The organism is Serratia sp. H402Y, from assembly GCF_051172415.1.
Taxonomy (GTDB): Bacteria; Pseudomonadota; Gammaproteobacteria; order Enterobacterales; family Enterobacteriaceae; genus Serratia; species Serratia ureilytica.
This window is the reverse complement of the sequence record NZ_JBPIYZ010000001.1, coordinates 2,739,489-2,754,444: the sequence shown is the minus strand read 5'-3', so window position 1 is coordinate 2,754,444 and position 14,956 is coordinate 2,739,489. Positions and strand designations below refer to the sequence as shown.

At 62.9% G+C, this 14,956-nt stretch carries 15 protein-coding genes; 9 read left to right on the top strand and 6 right to left on the bottom strand.

Annotated elements, in window-relative coordinates; genetic code table 11:
* The first annotated feature begins 26 nt into the window (after positions 1-26).
* The gene (locus ACSBQS_RS13290) at positions 27-923 is read left to right on the top strand and encodes an endonuclease/exonuclease/phosphatase family protein (RefSeq protein WP_016926861.1); all 897 of its coding nucleotides are present in this window, start codon (positions 27-29) and stop codon (positions 921-923) included.
* A gap of 27 nt (positions 924-950) precedes the next feature.
* On the opposite strand, the gene ACSBQS_RS13285 is transcribed toward ACSBQS_RS13290, so the two are convergent.
* Positions 951-2,384 carry a PLP-dependent aminotransferase family protein gene (locus ACSBQS_RS13285; RefSeq protein ID WP_175403940.1) on the bottom strand — a complete coding sequence of 478 codons (1,434 nt, stop codon included), beginning with the start codon at positions 2,382-2,384 and terminating at the stop codon, positions 951-953.
* 93 nt (positions 2,385-2,477) lie between these two features.
* Here ACSBQS_RS13285 and ACSBQS_RS13280 point away from each other — a divergent pair, with 93 nt between their 5' ends.
* The gene (locus ACSBQS_RS13280; protein ID WP_033643902.1) at positions 2,478-2,933 is read left to right on the top strand and encodes a rhodanese-like domain-containing protein; all 456 of its coding nucleotides are present in this window, start codon (positions 2,478-2,480) and stop codon (positions 2,931-2,933) included.
* Between the two features lie 4 nt (positions 2,934-2,937).
* Here ACSBQS_RS13280 and flk read toward each other — a convergent pair whose 3' ends face one another.
* Positions 2,938-3,966: a flagella biosynthesis regulator Flk gene (gene flk / locus ACSBQS_RS13275; RefSeq protein ID WP_047025290.1), complete on the bottom strand. Its 1,029-nt coding sequence runs from the start codon at positions 3,964-3,966 to the stop codon at positions 2,938-2,940.
* A 205-nt stretch (positions 3,967-4,171) separates the two neighbouring features.
* Between flk and ACSBQS_RS13270 the strand changes: the two genes are divergently transcribed.
* Genes ACSBQS_RS13270 through ACSBQS_RS13255 form a run of 4 tightly spaced genes read left to right on the top strand, consistent with a single transcriptional unit; the run spans position 4,172 to position 7,826 of the window.
* On the top strand, positions 4,172-4,534 hold the full coding sequence (locus ACSBQS_RS13270; RefSeq protein WP_033639760.1) for a hypothetical protein: 363 nt from the start codon (positions 4,172-4,174) through the stop codon (positions 4,532-4,534).
* A gap of 49 nt (positions 4,535-4,583) precedes the next feature.
* On the top strand, positions 4,584-6,620 hold the full coding sequence (locus ACSBQS_RS13265) for a protein-disulfide reductase DsbD family protein (RefSeq protein WP_434990768.1): 2,037 nt from the start codon (positions 4,584-4,586) through the stop codon (positions 6,618-6,620).
* Positions 6,617-7,333 carry a DsbA family protein gene (locus ACSBQS_RS13260; protein ID WP_099782568.1) on the top strand — a complete coding sequence of 239 codons (717 nt, stop codon included), beginning with the start codon at positions 6,617-6,619 and terminating at the stop codon, positions 7,331-7,333. The genes ACSBQS_RS13265 and ACSBQS_RS13260 overlap by 4 nt, the downstream gene beginning before the upstream one ends.
* The gene (locus ACSBQS_RS13255; protein ID WP_176589555.1) at positions 7,326-7,826 is read left to right on the top strand and encodes a protein disulfide oxidoreductase; all 501 of its coding nucleotides are present in this window, start codon (positions 7,326-7,328) and stop codon (positions 7,824-7,826) included. Before ACSBQS_RS13260 ends, ACSBQS_RS13255 begins: the two co-directional genes overlap by 8 nt.
* Here the strand turns inward: ACSBQS_RS13255 and ACSBQS_RS13250 are convergent.
* Positions 7,823-9,289 carry a PLP-dependent aminotransferase family protein gene (locus tag ACSBQS_RS13250; RefSeq protein ID WP_434990764.1) on the bottom strand — a complete coding sequence of 489 codons (1,467 nt, stop codon included), beginning with the start codon at positions 9,287-9,289 and terminating at the stop codon, positions 7,823-7,825. The two genes, ACSBQS_RS13255 and ACSBQS_RS13250, sit on opposite strands and share 4 nt — an antisense overlap.
* Before the next feature lie 172 nt (positions 9,290-9,461).
* On the opposite strand from ACSBQS_RS13250, the gene ACSBQS_RS13245 reads away from it, so the two are divergent.
* On the top strand, positions 9,462-10,457 hold the full coding sequence (locus ACSBQS_RS13245) for a DMT family transporter (RefSeq protein WP_434990762.1): 996 nt from the start codon (positions 9,462-9,464) through the stop codon (positions 10,455-10,457).
* 156 nt (positions 10,458-10,613) lie between these two features.
* Positions 10,614-11,243, top strand: coding sequence for a CatB-related O-acetyltransferase (locus tag ACSBQS_RS13240; protein WP_369605901.1), 630 nt, complete (start codon positions 10,614-10,616; stop codon positions 11,241-11,243).
* A gap of 34 nt (positions 11,244-11,277) precedes the next feature.
* Here the strand turns inward: ACSBQS_RS13240 and ACSBQS_RS13235 are convergent, their stop codons facing one another.
* Genes ACSBQS_RS13235 through ACSBQS_RS13225 form a run of 3 tightly spaced genes read right to left on the bottom strand, consistent with a single transcriptional unit; the run spans position 11,278 to position 14,234 of the window.
* Positions 11,278-12,795, bottom strand: coding sequence for a tripartite tricarboxylate transporter permease (locus ACSBQS_RS13235; protein ID WP_016926872.1), 1,518 nt, complete (start codon positions 12,793-12,795; stop codon positions 11,278-11,280).
* A gap of 11 nt (positions 12,796-12,806) precedes the next feature.
* Complete coding sequence (locus tag ACSBQS_RS13230) at positions 12,807-13,238, bottom strand: tripartite tricarboxylate transporter TctB family protein (protein ID WP_033643891.1); 432 nt, start codon at positions 13,236-13,238, stop codon at positions 12,807-12,809.
* Between the two features lie 15 nt (positions 13,239-13,253).
* Positions 13,254-14,234, bottom strand: a complete 981-nt coding sequence (locus tag ACSBQS_RS13225; protein ID WP_033651957.1) for a Bug family tripartite tricarboxylate transporter substrate binding protein — start codon at positions 14,232-14,234, stop codon at positions 13,254-13,256.
* A 274-nt stretch (positions 14,235-14,508) separates the two neighbouring features.
* On the opposite strand from ACSBQS_RS13225, the gene ACSBQS_RS13220 reads away from it, so the two are divergent.
* The gene (locus tag ACSBQS_RS13220; protein WP_047025296.1) at positions 14,509-14,838 is read left to right on the top strand and encodes a hypothetical protein; all 330 of its coding nucleotides are present in this window, start codon (positions 14,509-14,511) and stop codon (positions 14,836-14,838) included.
* The last annotated feature ends 118 nt before the right edge of the window (positions 14,839-14,956 follow it).

Sequence of the window (14,956 nt, the reverse complement as noted above, 5' to 3'; positions counted from 1 at the left end):
ACTTATCTGTCCCTCAAGGAGAATTCATGCACACCGGTCACGCTTTGCTCATCACCTTACTGTCCCTGGGCATCTCTCACAGCGCCTGGTCGTCCGCCGATACCGGGCACGCCAACAGCAACGCCAACAGCCGCGAGGTGGCCAGCGCGTTGGGCGGCCTGAAGAACAAAACCTACGAACTGGAACAGGCGCCGAAGATCCGCGTCGCCAGCTTCAATATCGCCGCCGGCAAGGTCAGCGACATGACCGCTATCGCCAAGGCGATTCGCGCGATGAACGTCGACGTGGTGGCGCTGCAGGAGGTGGATAAACTCACCGCCCGCAGCGGGCGGGTCGATCAGGCGGCGGAACTGGCGAAGCTGACCGGCATGCAGGCGGTGTTCGGCCGGGCGATCGATTTCGACGGCGGTGAATACGGCCTGGCGTTTCTCTCGAAGTATCCGCTGCACGACGCCGTGATCTATCCGTTGCCGTCCGGCCAGCGCGAGCAGCGCATCGCCTTCAGCGCCAAGGTTGATGTGCCGGAGTTCCCGACGCCGATCACCCTGTTCAACACCCACCTCGATACCAAGGAAGATCCGACGATGCGTCTGGATCAGGTGCGGGAGCTGAACGATCGCACCATCGAAGTGCGCGGCATCAAACTGCTGTTCGGCGACATGAACGACGTGCCGGGCAGCGTCACCTGGCTGGAGCTGAGCCGCTATTGGAACGATATCATGCCCAATGGGCAAGATGGCCGCAGCTGGCCGGCGGAAAACGCCGAAATCAAGGTGGATTACATCTTTAGCGGCAATGCGCAGCGTTGGCATCTGGACAGCCTGACGGTGCCGAACGCCAGCGGCGATTGGAACGGCGTGCACTGGCCGGCGGTGAGCGATCACCTGCCGCTGGTGGCGGAGATGCGCCTGACCGAGCAATAAGCCGGCCGGCGTCTCTCCGGGGCAGGGCTAAGCCGCGGCGATCCGAGCCAGCCGCTCGACGGCGCTGCGGATCTCGCCCGGCGTCAGGGCCGAAAAACCCAGCAGCCAGCCGTCGCGCTGGGCCTGAACCGTTTGGTATTGCGCCGTTAACCCGGGCGTAAGGACGCCGAGCCGCCGCGCCTGTTGGCTGAGCGCCGCCTCCCGGCCGGGCGGCAGCCAAACGCTGAGCTGCAGGCCGCCGGCGGCGGGAGCGGCCGTGGCGAAGTGGCTCAGCTTTTCGCGCACTTCCGTCAGCAGCACATCGCGCCGGCTGTGGTAGAGCTGGCGCATGTAACGAATATGCGCGGCGAAGTGCCCCTGGCGGATGAACTCGGCGGTCACCGCCTGCATCAATTGCGCGCTGTGGCCGTCATAGACCGTGCGTGCGGTGACGAAGGGGGCGACCAGCGCGGGCGGCACGATCAGGTACGCCAGCCGCAGCGAAGGGAACAACGATTTGGAGAAGGTGCCGAGATAGAGCACCCGGCCATGGCGATCCAGGCCTTGCATCGCCGGAATCGGCAGCCCGTCGTAGTGAAACTCGCTGTCGTAATCGTCCTCAATGATCCAGGCCTGTTGCCGCTCCGCCTGCGCCAGCAACGCTAAGCGGCGTGCCAGGCTGAGGGCCGCGCCGGTCGGGTATTGGTGCGAGGGCGTCAGATAAATCAAACGCGGATCGGGCAAGGAAGGTTCTGCTCGCAGGCCATCGCCGTCTACCGCCACCGGCGTCAGCGTGGCGCCGGCGCTGATAAAGGCGTTTCTCGCCCCGGCGTAACCCGGCTCTTCCATCCAGACGCTGTCGCCGCTGTCCAACAGTAAGGTGGCGATCATTTGCAGCGCCTGCTGCGAACTGGTCAGCACGATAACCTGGCTCGCATCGCAGACTACGCCACGCGTTTGGTTGACGTGGGTGGCAATGGCTTCGCGCAGCGGCAGATAGCCTTGCGGATCGCCGTAGCGCAGCAGGCTTTCCCCCTGCAGGCGCAGGCGTTGAGCGGTCAACTGCTTCCACAGGGCCAGCGGAAACGCGCGCAGGTCCGGCGAGCCGGCTGCGAAGGCCTGAGGATGCTGCGGATCGCGGCAGCCGCCGGTGTGCACGATCTGTTGGCCGCGCAGCGAAAGGCGCGGCATGGCGGTGCGGGTCGCCGGCGGCGGCGATTTGGCGATGCGGATAGCCACAAATGTGCCCTGGCCGACGCGGCGCTGCAAATACCCCTCCGCCTCCAACTGGCCGTAGGCTGCTTCGACGGTCACCCTTGAGAGGTTCAGATCCCCAGCCAGCACTCGGCTGGAGGGCAGCCGTTGCCCAACGCTCAATGCGCCGTGGTGGATGGCCTGCCGCAATGCCGCACACAGACGATCGCGCAGCGTGCCGATGGCCTGGGGCGATTGCTGAAACAGCGTGATCAGCGTGTGCCGCATAATGGGTCTTATCATGAGTAAAAAATGGGTATCAATCATAAGACCAAAATCGGGCACTATTGTCATCTGTCTTGATCAACGGGAGTGAGTGATATGTCGAAAGAATCCTTGGTGCTGGCCTTTCCGCCGGCAGCGCCGGAAGAGAGCCTGGCCTATCTGGCGGCCAAGCTGAGCCGCTATGCGGATGCCTGGGACGTGGCGGAAGATTTGCGCAATGGCGTGGACGGGATGGTGGTGATCGACACCCGTGCGGAGGCGCTGTACGCCGCCGGGCATATCCCCGGCGCGCTCAGCTTGCCGCATCGCCTGATGGATGAAGCCGGCACGGCGCACCTGGATCGCCAAAAGGTGTATGTGACCTACTGCGACGGCATCGGCTGCAATGGTTCCACCAAAGGCGCCTACAAGCTGGCGAAGTTGGGGTTTAGGGTGAAGGAGTTGATTGGCGGGCTGGATTTCTGGCTGCGCGACGGCCATCCGTTGGCCATCGGCGAACTGCCGGGGTCGCTGCGCTCCCGGGCGGCCGCAGCGGACTGCGGCTGCGCCTGAGGCGTTAAAACACCAGTGCCAGCACGACGGCCAGCGCCAACAGCAGCAGGATCAGCGCCACGGCGGGCTTGCTCAGCGCTTTTTGCAGCGGCAGAGGCAGGGCGGCGATCAGCGGGTTGAGCAGCGGCTGCGGTTCGATAGGGGGGCTGGCGATCGGCTGCGCCTGGCCGGCTTTCTCCAGACGGCGGGCAAACAGCTGATGAATGGCGTCGCTCATTTGCGGATGCGTCAGCGGCGCGTTGGCGCCGCAGTTGAAGCGCGTCTGGCAATAGTCGTTCATCTGCTGCAGTTCTTGCTCATCCGCCGGCTGTTTGAGCGCCGCCAGCAGGTTGTTCAGCGTTGGCGCGTTCTGCGGGCTGAGCGCCACCTTCACCTGTAAAAACTGGTTCAGCAGCTGGAAGTGGCGCGCCGGCAGCGGATCGTTGGTTTTCACGCCCGCCAGATCGAACAGCGTTTGCCAAATTTTAGCCGGCGCTTCGCCGGTCGCGGCGCTGAGTTTGGTAACCTGCTGCTGCAGGCTTTGATGCTCTGCGGGCAGCAGCGGGCGATCGCTGGTGGCGGTTTGCTGCGGTTGGGGAATGGTCAGGCCGCCGGTCTGCAACAGATTCAGCACCTGCTGCAGCTGCGGCGGGCTTAACTGGCTCAACACCGTATGGCCGAACCGTTGACGAATAAAGTCACTGACCGCCTGGCGATTATTGCCCTGCGGCAGCAACTCGGCCAGCTGTTGCAGCAGTTGGCGCCCGGCATGGTTTTGCTGCGCCTGCGTCAGACGCGTTTGCAGCAGCTGTTCCGCCGGTTGAAAATGGCGCGCCAGCAGTTCGCCGCCTTTGTCGGCGCCGAGATCGTGACGCAGAGACGCCCAGATCTCCGCCGATTTTACCGGGCTGAGCGTCATGATTTTCACGATCAGTTTTTCCAGCGTTGTGCGCTGCGCCGGAGAGAGGGGTTGATCGTCAGTGGCCGCCGTTTTGCCCGGGGAAGGGAGGCGCTCGCCGGCGATTGGGGTGCCCGGCCCACTCAAAGGTTGCATATCACCAGTCCTTCGCTGTGTATCCCCGCAGTGTGTCTGGAGGAGAGAATCGTCATCGTACCCGGCGAAAAGCGCAGGCTTACCCTCTATGATACCTGTAATTCGCCGCCATCAATACCGCCGCTCAGACATTTCTTTACCGACAAAACGTTGCTAATCGCGTCTGCGCCGCTAAGATAACCCCAGATCTGAACATGAGGATGGCATGGTTAAACGGCAGCGGATTGCAAAATGGTTTTTATGCCTGGCTTGCCTGGTGGTGCTGACGTGCATGACCCAGCGCATGGCGGGCCTGCATGCGTTGCAGCAAACGCTGGGGATCCCGGCCGCCACCGCCGTTCAATCCAGCGACGCCGCCGCCGAAGCGCAGCCGACGCCCTGTGAACTGAGCGCCAAATCATTGCTGGCCGCGCCGCCGGTAATGTTCGAAACCGTGCTGTTCGGTCTGGGCCTGCTGCTGGCGCTGTTGGCGCCGACCATTGCCGCGCGTCTGCGCATTCCTCCTCCTCGCGCCATTTCTCCGCCCACCCTCAGGGTGCACCTTCGATTATGCGTCTTCCGTGAATGAGTTAATCGCCCGTTTTTCGCGGTGAATTAATCATTTATGGAGAATTAACATGTTGAAAATTATCAGGCTGGCCTGTGCTTGCCTGTTTATGCTGTGGCTGCCCGCCTTGCAGGCGGCGGACAGCGGCTGGCTGCAAAATCCGGCCAACGATCATGCCAAGGTGCGGCTGCGCGCCGACACGTCACAGCCGGGAGAGACCCGTCTGCTGCTGTCGGTCGAGCTGCAAAAAGGCTGGAAAACTTACTGGCGTTCCCCGGGCGAAGGCGGCATCGCGCCGGCTATCGTCTGGCAAGGCCACCCACCGCCGGCGACCTGGCACTGGCCGACGCCGCAGCGTTTTGAGGTGGCCGGCATTTCCACCCAGGGCTATCACGATCGGGTCACGCTGCCGATTGTGATGCCAGGCCCGGTATCCGGCCCGCTGGCGGGTACCCTGACGCTGTCCACCTGCAGCAACGTCTGCATTCTGACCGACTACCCGTTCAGTCTGGATCTGACGGCGCCGAACGATCCGCAGTTTAATCACGACTTCGCGCAGGCGATGGGGCAAGTGCCGATCGCCGCCGGGTTGACGGATAACGTCAAGGCCGGGTATCGCAGCGGCGAGCTGCAGATTGCCGCCGAACGCGCCGACGGTTGGCAGCGGCCCGCGCTGTTCTTCGATACGCTGGCGGATGCCGATCTCGGCAAGCCGCAGGTTGAAACCGACGGCGCTCAGCTGTTGGCGCGAGTCCCGGTCAGCGATGGCTGGGGAGAGGCGGCGCCGGATCTGCGCGGCAAAACGCTGACGCTGGTGATCGACGACGGCGGCATGGCTCAGCAGATAACGCTGCCGATCGGCGAGCCGCTGGCCGCGCCGGCCGGTGCGGCGTTCCCGTTATGGCAGGCGGTATTGATGGCGCTGGCGGGCGGGTTGATCCTCAATCTGATGCCGTGCGTCCTGCCGGTGTTGGGCATCAAGCTCGGTTCCATCCTGCAGGTGGAGCGGCGCGATCGGCGCTGCGTACGGCTGCAGTTCCTGGCATCGTCGCTGGGCATCGTCGCCTCGTTTATGGCGTTGGCCCTGCTGATGACGCTGCTGCGGCTCGGCAACCACGCGCTCGGCTGGGGCATTCAGTTCCAGAATCCGTGGTTTATCGGCTTTATGGTGCTGGTGACGCTGCTGTTCAGCGCAAACCTGTTCGGCCTGTTCCATCTGCGCCTCTCTTCCGATCTGAATACCTCGCTGGCCACCCATAACGGGCACGGCCTGAGCGGCCATTTCTGGCAGGGCGCCTTCGCCACGCTGCTGGCGACGCCGTGCTCGGCGCCGTTTCTCGGCACGGCGGTGGCCTTCGCGCTGGCGGCGTCGCTGCCGGTGCTGTGGGGCATGTTCATCGCGCTCGGCATCGGCATGAGCCTGCCGTGGCTGCTGATCGCCGCCTGGCCTTCGCTGGCGCTGCGGTTGCCGCGCCCCGGCCGCTGGATGAATACCGTCAAGCTGGCGATGGGATTGCTGATGCTGGCGTCGTCGCTGTGGTTGCTGAGTCTGCTGAGCAATCATATCGGCGTGCAGGCTACGCTGTGGCTGGGGGGGTTGGCGCTGCTGGCACTGCTGCTGGCGGTGTGGCGCCGGCAGGGGGCACGCTTGGCGGCCAAGCTGGCGGCGGGCACTATGGTGCTGGCGGGTGTGGCCTTGCTGGCCGGTTCGCTGACCGCCGGTCTGTGGCACCAGCCGTTGCAGGATCGGGTGCAGTGGCAACCGCTGAGCGAACAGGCGATCGCCGAGGCGCTGGCGCAACATAAGCGGGTGTTCGTCGACGTGACCGCCGATTGGTGCGTGACCTGTAAAGCCAACAAATTCAATGTGCTGCTGCGCGATGACGTACAGCGGGCGTTGAGCGCCGATGACGTGGTCGCGCTGCGCGGCGACTGGAGCCGCCCGTCGGCCGACATCAGCGCCTTCCTGCAAAAGCGCGGCAGCGTCGCCGTGCCTTTCAACCAAATCTATGGCCCCGGCAGCCCGGACGGCGAGGTGTTATCCCCGCTGTTGACCCGTGACGCCGTGCTGCAAACGCTCTCCCATGCCAAAGGAACCGAACAATGAAAAAGCTACTGATTTTACTGATGATCATCGCCGCCCCAGTGTGGGCCGCCGAGCCTTTCACCCCGGCGCAAGAGGCGCGTATCAAAGAGATGATCCGCGAAACGCTGGTGTCCAACCCGGACATTCTGGCGCAGGCGGTGGACGCCTGGCAGCAGCAAACCGCAAGCCAGCAAATCAGCCAGGCTATCAAGCAGAATGCCAAAACGCTGTATCAGGATCCGGCCAGCCCGCGCCTCGGTGCCGCCAACGCCAAGCTGACGCTGGTGACCTTTACCGACTATAACTGCCCGTACTGCAAGCGGTTTGATCCGATGCTGGAGAAAATCGTCAAGCAATACCCGGATGTGGCGCTGGTGGTGAAGCTGTTGCCGTTCAAGGGCGAAAGTTCGGTCAGTTCGGCGCGCGTGGCGCTCACCACCTGGCAGCAGCACCCGGAGCAATTCTGGGCCTTGCATCAGCGGCTGATGGCGAAAAAGGGCTTCCACGACAAGGCCAGTATCGCCGCCGCGCAGGAGAAAACCGGCGTCAAGGCGGTGGCGCCGAGCGAACAGAGCATGACCACGCTGCGCACCAATATGGAATTGGCGGAACAACTGGGCGTACAAGGGACGCCGGCGACGCTGATCGGCGATCGGATGCTGCCGGGGGCGGTGTCCTATGAAGAGCTGGAAACGATGGTGAAGCAGCAGCTGGCGAAGGCCAACCATGGCTAAGCTCAAGCGCTGGGGGCGCGAGTTGCTGCTGCTGGCGCTGATCGCACTGGCGGTGATCACGGTGATGGATTGGCTGAACGCGCCGCAGGCGCCGCCGGCCTTCGATGCCCAGACGCTGACCACGTTGGACGGCGAGCGCGTGTCGTTGGCGCAGCTCAGTCATGAGCGGCCGCTGCTTGTTTACTTCTGGGCCAGCTGGTGCGGCGTTTGTCGTTTCACCACGCCGGACGTCGCCCGTTTGCAGGCGGCGGGCGGCAACGTGCTGACCGTCGCGCTGCGATCGGGCGACGATACCCAGGTGAAACAGTGGCTGGTACGCAAACGGCTGGCGCTGCCGGTGGTCAACGATCCGGCCGGTACGCTGTCGGCGCAGTGGCAGATTGGCGTGACGCCGACCTTCGTGGTGGTCTCGCAGGGCAAGGTGGTGCAGAGCACCACCGGCTGGACCAGCTACTGGGGGATGAAGCTGCGGCTGTGGTGGGCCGCCGTCTAACCGGCGTTTTTCTCTGCTATCACTTCCTCAATCGCCCGGCTAAGCCGGGCGATACCTTCTTCAATCTGCGGCGGCGAGTTGGCGGCGAAGTTTAGCCGCAGACTGTGCGCGCCCAGCTGTTCCTGGGCATAAAAGCATTCGCCGCGCGCGAAAGTGACGCCGTGCCGCCAGGCCACCGGCATCAGCTCGGTGGTGGTCACCGTCGCGGGCAGCGTCAGCCAGATAAACAAGCCGCCTTGCGGCGTTTCGAAACGGCATCCCGGCGGCAACCGCCGTTGCAACGCGTCGATCATCACTTCCAGATGCAGGCGATAGACGCGCCCGGCGCGGCGCAGCTGCTTGTCGTAACGGCCGACGGTGACAAACGCGTCCAGCGCCCGCTGGATCAGGCTGGAACTGGTGAAGCTGTCAACGTGCTTGCGCCGCGCGAAGCGCTGATAGTGCTCGCTGTCCGCCACCAGATAGCCGATGCGCATGCTGGGCAGCAGCATCTTGGAGAAGGTGCTGACGTAGATCACCGCGCCCGGCTGCGCCAGCGCACGCAGCGACGGCAGCTGTTTGCCCTGGTAACGCAGATCGCCGACGAAGTCATCTTCCAGGATCACCACGCCGGCCTGTTGGGCGATCGCCAGCAGGCGCCGCCGGCGAGCTTCGCTCAGGCAACGGCCGGTCGGATTGTGAAAGTTGGGGATGGTGTAGATCAATTTGGGGCGGTGGCGTTCCAGCAACTCGGGCAATCGTTCGACCAGCATGCCGTGGCGATCGCCGGGCACGGTGACGATATTGATGCGGTGCTGGCGCAGCAGGCCCAGCGCTTCGGCGTAGGTCGGTTCTTCGACGATCACCGTATCGCCCGGCGCCAGCAGGCTTTGCACCACCAGGCTGATGGCATGCTGCGAGCCGTTGGTGATCAGCACCTGTTCCGCCTGCGTGGGGATGCCCTGCGCGCTGAGAATGCGGCTCAGCGTATCGCGCAGCGGGTAGTAGCCGCAGTATTCCCCGTAGCTGAAGGCCTCTTCCGCGTGGCGGCTGAGCACCGACAGCAGCACTTTGCGAAACGCCTCCAGCGGAAACACCTTAGGGCTGCCGACGCCGGCGGCGAAGTTGATCAGCCCCTCCGGCAGCGGGGCGTCGGTGTAGCCGTCCAGCCGCGAGGTGAGGGTGGTGAAGCTCTCCTGCGGGAAGGGGGCATCGCTGGTCGGCCGGGCCGGGCGCGTTTGCGCCTGCGGGTGCGCAACGTAGGCGCCGCTGCCGCGCCGCTGATGCAAAAAGCCCTTGGCCGCCAGTTCGGCATAGGCGTTATCCACCGTCAAACGGCTGACCGCCAGTTCGGCCGCCAGCGTGCGCGTTGAGGGCAGCTTGTCGCCATCCACGAACACGCCGGTGAGGATGGCGCGCCGCAGCGCTTCTTCGATCTGTAAATAGAGCGGAACGTCCTGCTCGCGATCCAACGGGATATGCATGCGAAATTGGCCCGGTTATGGAGAGAGCTTTTTACTATACCCCATGTCAACAGGGCTTCAAGCGCAGAAAAGTGGCCTGCATGACAACGCCGTAAAGTGGCTATAGTGAGAAAAAATGGCCGCGTTACACTGTGCGCCTGAGCATTTATGTCGCCATTTTCCCGAGGATCTCATGTCATTACCGTCAGGCGTTTCCGCCCGGCCTTTGCTGCCCGGCGCGCGTCTCTTTCAGGGCAGCCGCCAGGGTTACGTCATCGCCATTATCAGCGCCATGCTGCTGGCCTTTACCGCCATCATCATCCGCGCGCTGACCGAATACTATCACCTGCCGACCTTCGTGCTGGCGTTCTGGCGCGCGGCGCTGGTGGCGTTGGTGCTGTTACCGCTGCTGTTGCTGGTGAAACCGCAGTGGGCGCGCCTGCGCCGTGAACAGGTATTGTTCTACGCGCTTTACGGGCTGCTGCTGGCGCTGTTCAACAGCCTGTGGACGCTGTCGGTGGCGCTGAACGGCGCATCGGTGGCGACTATTCTGACCTACTGTTCGGTGGGCTTTACCGTGTTCCTCGGCTGGGTGATGTACAGCGAACGCCTGACGCTGCGCCAACTGCTGGTGATCGCCATCAGCCTGGGCGGTTGTTTCCTGGTCAGCAACGGCGACAGCATGGGCAACCAGCACTTCGACTTGTTGGGGCTGCTGGTGGGGATGCTGTCGGGCATCGGCTATACCCTGTATACCCTCGGCGGGCGGGTGGCCAGCGAACGGGGCTATCCGGTGTGGAACACCATTTTGTACGTTTTCGGTTTTTCGGCGCTGTATCAGCTGGTGTTCAACGCGGCGCTGGTGGCGTTCCCGCTGGCGGCGTTCCACGGCATGGCCGGCGATCTGTGGTTCCTGTCGCACGGCGCGCAGGGCATTCAGTGGAGCGGCTGGCTGTTGCTGCTGGCGCTGGCCGCCGGGCCGACGCTGTTGGGCTTCGGGTTGTATAACATCAGCCTGAAAACGCTGCCGCTGGCCGTAGCCAACCTGATCCTGTCGTTGGAGCTGGTTTTCACCGCGGTGATCGCCTATTTCCTGCTGGGGGAAAACATGAATCAGCTGCAGCTGCTGGGCAGCGCGTTGGTCATGGGTGGGGTGCTGCTGTTGAAAAGCAAGACCGCCGAGGCGTGATCGGTTACCATTTCGCCTCGCAAGAGAGGCGGTAATCATGAATAACCCGAGATTGAAACGAGCGCTTATCGCTTGAATGGCCGTGTTGAGTGAACGACAACACGGCCACAGACATTCCGTTCCGTGGCTTTTATTCCCGTAACAAGAGAATACGCCATGTCCGAAAAACACTGGTCCAACACCGAGCTGCTGCATCAGACGGTGACTAACCCGAATATTATCGTCAAAGGCACCCACAGCTACTACAGCGACTGCTGGGATAACGGTTTCGAACGCTCGGTGGTGCGCTATCTGCACGGCGACGCGGTCAGCCGGCAATGGCAGCCGCTGGGCGAAATAGATCGCCTGCTGATCGGCGATTACGTGTGCATCGCGGCCGAAGCGGTGATCCTGATGGGGGGCAATCACACCCATCGCATCGACTGGTTGAGCCTGTACCCGTTTATGGCAACCATCAAACAGGCGTACCGCCCCAAAGGCGATACCCGGCTGGGTGACGGTTGCTGGATTGGCATGCGGGCGATGTTGATGCCAGGGGTATCGATAGGCGAAGGGGCGATCGTCGCCGCCGGCAGCGTGGTGACCGGCGACGTTGAACCTTATGCCATCGTCGGCGGCAATCCGGCGAGGTTTATCCGTTGGCGATTCGCGCCGGAAGTTATCGCGCGCTTGCTCGCCTTGCGGCTCTATGAGTTGCCTGAGGCGGACTTTGCGGTGATTCAGCCCCTGCTCGTCGATGACGATATCGGGGCGCTGGAAAGGGGGATCGCGGCCCTGGGCCGTTAAACACAACGGGCGGGAAATTCCCGCCCGTTACGCGTTACTCGGCCTTGGCCTCGGCCGCCGGTTGGCGGCGTTTGCGCATCAGGCGCAGCAGCGGCGGCAGCGCCAGCACCGCGACCGCCAGCACCAGCAGCGTTTGCGCGATGCTGCTGCTCCACAGGATGCCGAATTCACCGTTGCTGATCGACAGCGCGCGACGCAGATTCTGCTCCAGCATCTCACCCAGCACGAAGCCCAGAATCAGCGGCGACATCGGAAAGTGCATTTTACGCAGGATGTAGCCGAACACGCCCAACCCGACCATCAGCAGCAGGTCGAAGGTGGTACTGTGCACCGCATAAACCCCCACCGCCGATACCGCGGCGATCGCCGGCACCAGGAACCACAGCGGGATGGTCAGCATGCGGGTGAACAGGCCAACCAGCGGCAGGTTCATGATCAGCAAGATGACGTTAGCGATCAGCAGCGCGGCGATCAGCCCCCAGACGATATCCGGCTGTTCGGTGAACATCGCCGGGCCGGGGGTGATGTTGTACAGCGTCAGCGCGCCCATCATCACCGCCGTGGTGCCGGAACCCGGCACTCCCAGCGTCAGCATCGGAATGAACGAACCGCAGGCCGAGGCGTTGTTGGCCGCTTCCGGCGCCGCTACGCCGCGGATGTCGCCCTTGCCGAAGGTGTCGCTGTTGCCGCTGATTTTCTTTTCGGTCATGTAGGTCAGCGCGCTGGCGATGGTGGCGCCGGCGCCCGGCAGAATGCCGACGAAGAAGCCGATCACCGACGAGCGCAGGGTAGGGCCTGCGCACTGCGCCGCCTCTTTGCGGTTGAACAGCAACCGGCCGGTTTTACGCACCAGCTTTTGCCCGGCGCTGGTGCTTTCCAGCATCAGCAGGATCTCGCTGACCGAGAACAGGCCGATCACCACCACGATAAACTGCACGCCGTCGGAGAGGTGCACGCTGTCAAAGGTAAAGCGGTAAACGCCGGTGTTGGCGTCGACGCCCACCGTCGCCAGCCCCAGGCCGATCAGCGCCGCCAGCAGGGATTTCAGCGGGTTTTGGCTCATCATGCTGCCGAGGCAGGCGATGGCGAACACCATCAGGGCAAAATACTCCGCCGGGCCGAAGGCCAGCGACCAGCGGGCCAGCAGCGGCGCGAACAGAATAATGCCGCCGATGGCGATCATCGAGCCGACGAACGAGCTGACCGCCGAGATGGACAGCGCCACGCCGGCGCGCCCCTGCTGCGCCATCGGGTAGCCGTCCAGCGCGGTCATGATCGCCGCCGCATCGCCCGGCACGTTGAGCAGAATTGACGAGATGCGCCCGCCGTATTCGCAGCCGATATACACCGTCGCCAGCAGGATCAGCGCCGATTCGGCCGGCAGTTTGAGGGCGAACGCCAGCGGCAGCAGGATCGCCACGCCGTTGATCGGCCCCAACCCCGGCAACAGGCCGACGATGGTGCCGACGAAGCAGCCGATCAGGGCGATAATCAGGTTTTGCGGCACCAGCGCCACTTCAAACCCTTGGGTCAAATACATCCAGGTATCCATCATCGCTCCCGTTAGCTCAGCCAGGCGCCGAGCGGCAGTGTGACATCGAGAAGTTGGTCAAAGGCGTAGTACAACGCTGCGCCCATGATGACGCCGGAGATGGCCGCCGCCGGCAGGCTGGCCTGAAACAGCAGGCCGATGCTGAACGTCAGCAGCGCGGTCGCCAGCGGAAAGCCGAGCCATTCAAACCCCCAGGCATACAGCACCAGGGTGATCACCAGCACCAGCAGCCGCTGCATCACCTTGTGGTGCGGCCATTCCACCGCCTGCGGGCGGCGCAGCAACAGCAGCGCCGCGCACAGCGCCATCAGGCTGAGGATCGCCAGCGGGAAAGGGCGCGGCCCCAGCGGTTCATAGCTGTATTCGCTCTGGATGCCCCAGCCGATGAACAGCCCGCCGATACACAGCAGCAGCCAAAAGCCGGCAAAAATACGATCGCTCATGGTTTTCCCCTGCGGTTATTTGGCCAGGCCGAACACTTTCGCCTGCTCACGGTATTGGGCAACCTGATTCTTCACGTAGGCGTCCAGCTCTTTGCCGGTCAGGTTGAATTCGAACAGGCCGCGCAGATCGCGCTGCTGCTTGAATTCGTCGGTCGCCATCATTTTCTGGAAGGTGTCGATCCACCACTGATACTCTTCATCGCTGACTTTCGGCCCGACGTAGAAGCCGCGAATGATCGGCCACACCAGGCTGTATCCTTGCTCTTTGGCGGTGGGAATATCGGCCAACTGGCCCGGCAGACGTTGCTCGGCATACACCGCCAGCACGCGGATCTTGTCGCCCTGCAGGTAAGGCACCATTTCGCTCAGATCGCCGGATACCGCCTGGATGTGGTTGCCCAGCAGCGCGGTGACCGGTTCCCCGCCGCCCTCGAACGCCACGTAGCGCATCTTGCGCGGATCCACGCCGACTTCGCGCGCCAGCAGCGCGGTTTTCATCCAGTCCTGGCTGCCGATCGAGGCGCCGGCGCCGAACACCACGCTGTTGGGATCTTTTTGGAAAGCGTCCATCAAGTCTTTCAAGGTTTTGTAAGGCGAGTCGGCGCGCACCGCGATCATGCCGTAGTCGGTACCGACCGCCGCCAGCCATTTCACGTCGTCCACGTTGTAGCGGCCGAACTTGCCCTGAGCCAGGTTGAGCAGCGAACCGCCGGAGAAGGCCACCACGGTGCCGAACTCCGCCGGGCGTTGCGCGACGATGGCGTTGTAGGCCACCGCGCCGACGCCGCCGGGCATATAGGTGACGCGCATCGGTTTATCAATGGCCTTGGTGTCCTGCAGCGATACCTGAATCAGTTTGCAGGTCAGATCGAAGCCGCCGCCGGGTTTGGCCGGCGCAATGCATTCGGTGCGTTTGGGCGCTTCCACGGCAAAGGCCTGAGAGGCCGCCAGCAACAGGGCGGCGGCGGTAAAGGTACGGGTCATTATTTTTTTCATTGTGACTTACCCTCGGTATTGTCTGATGGTGAATCCCGCCGAATGCGGTTGCGGAATTGTTAAAACAACAACCTTTCATTTACCTTTCAGTGGCCGGAAAAGTTTCCAGTCTGTGATTAGGGTCTCTTGTCGCGAGCGAACGGCGGGTGCGCTAACATAGAATGGGCGCAGAGAACAGCGCGCAAAACCGGCCAAAACCCTGCGTAATGTCAGGATTGCCGATAGTCATTCACGTTAAAATCATCTGTAATAAAATGAATAGAGATGCAGTGATATGTTTTCGTTAGGGAAATTGTTTGGCGGCAGGGACAGCGCCAAGGTATGTGCGATTAAACGCTTGCCAGAGGTCTACGCCGAGATGGCGGGAGAAGCCGGGCAGTGTCGTGTGAAGCGCTTGCGCCCTGAGATTGGCGTATTTGAGCTGCATTTCGTCAACGCCGACGGTGAAAAGTATGTCTGCCCGATGACCGCCTGCGTGACCGGCATCGATCTGGTGTTTGCCGCCAACAACCGCTCCGTGCTGGTTTCTTCGCCGTTTACCGCCGACAAGCTGCGTCCGGTGTTGGATCTTGCTCTCGCCGATAGCCCCATCACGCTGATCTGAGGCGTCACACGAGCGCGCCCCAGTACGCATAATTGTGTGCCAGCTCCCAAAACTGGCGGCGCGGCGCTCTTTTATCCCCTTATTTTCCATGCCATTCTCTGTTATCGACCTGTTAACA

Bases quoted from the DNA above. Each gene is read 5' to 3' on its own strand.
- ACSBQS_RS13290 (WP_016926861.1), top strand. From the start codon at position 27: ATGCACACCGGTCACGCTTTGCTCATCACCTTACTGTCCCTGGGCATC.
- ACSBQS_RS13285 (WP_175403940.1), bottom strand. From the start codon at position 2,384: ATGCGGCACACGCTGATCACGCTGTTTCAGCAATCGCCCCAGGCCATC.
- ACSBQS_RS13280 (WP_033643902.1), top strand. From the start codon at position 2,478: ATGTCGAAAGAATCCTTGGTGCTGGCCTTTCCGCCGGCAGCGCCGGAA.
- flk (WP_047025290.1), bottom strand. From the start codon at position 3,966: ATGCAACCTTTGAGTGGGCCGGGCACCCCAATCGCCGGCGAGCGCCTC.
- ACSBQS_RS13270 (WP_033639760.1), top strand. From the start codon at position 4,172: ATGGTTAAACGGCAGCGGATTGCAAAATGGTTTTTATGCCTGGCTTGC.
- ACSBQS_RS13265 (WP_434990768.1), top strand. From the start codon at position 4,584: ATGTTGAAAATTATCAGGCTGGCCTGTGCTTGCCTGTTTATGCTGTGG.
- ACSBQS_RS13260 (WP_099782568.1), top strand. From the start codon at position 6,617: ATGAAAAAGCTACTGATTTTACTGATGATCATCGCCGCCCCAGTGTGG.
- ACSBQS_RS13255 (WP_176589555.1), top strand. From the start codon at position 7,326: ATGGCTAAGCTCAAGCGCTGGGGGCGCGAGTTGCTGCTGCTGGCGCTG.
- ACSBQS_RS13250 (WP_434990764.1), bottom strand. From the start codon at position 9,289: ATGCATATCCCGTTGGATCGCGAGCAGGACGTTCCGCTCTATTTACAG.
- ACSBQS_RS13245 (WP_434990762.1), top strand. From the start codon at position 9,462: ATGTCATTACCGTCAGGCGTTTCCGCCCGGCCTTTGCTGCCCGGCGCG.
- ACSBQS_RS13240 (WP_369605901.1), top strand. From the start codon at position 10,614: ATGTCCGAAAAACACTGGTCCAACACCGAGCTGCTGCATCAGACGGTG.
- ACSBQS_RS13235 (WP_016926872.1), bottom strand. From the start codon at position 12,795: ATGGATACCTGGATGTATTTGACCCAAGGGTTTGAAGTGGCGCTGGTG.
- ACSBQS_RS13230 (WP_033643891.1), bottom strand. From the start codon at position 13,238: ATGAGCGATCGTATTTTTGCCGGCTTTTGGCTGCTGCTGTGTATCGGC.
- ACSBQS_RS13225 (WP_033651957.1), bottom strand. From the start codon at position 14,234: ATGAAAAAAATAATGACCCGTACCTTTACCGCCGCCGCCCTGTTGCTG.
- ACSBQS_RS13220 (WP_047025296.1), top strand. From the start codon at position 14,509: ATGTTTTCGTTAGGGAAATTGTTTGGCGGCAGGGACAGCGCCAAGGTA.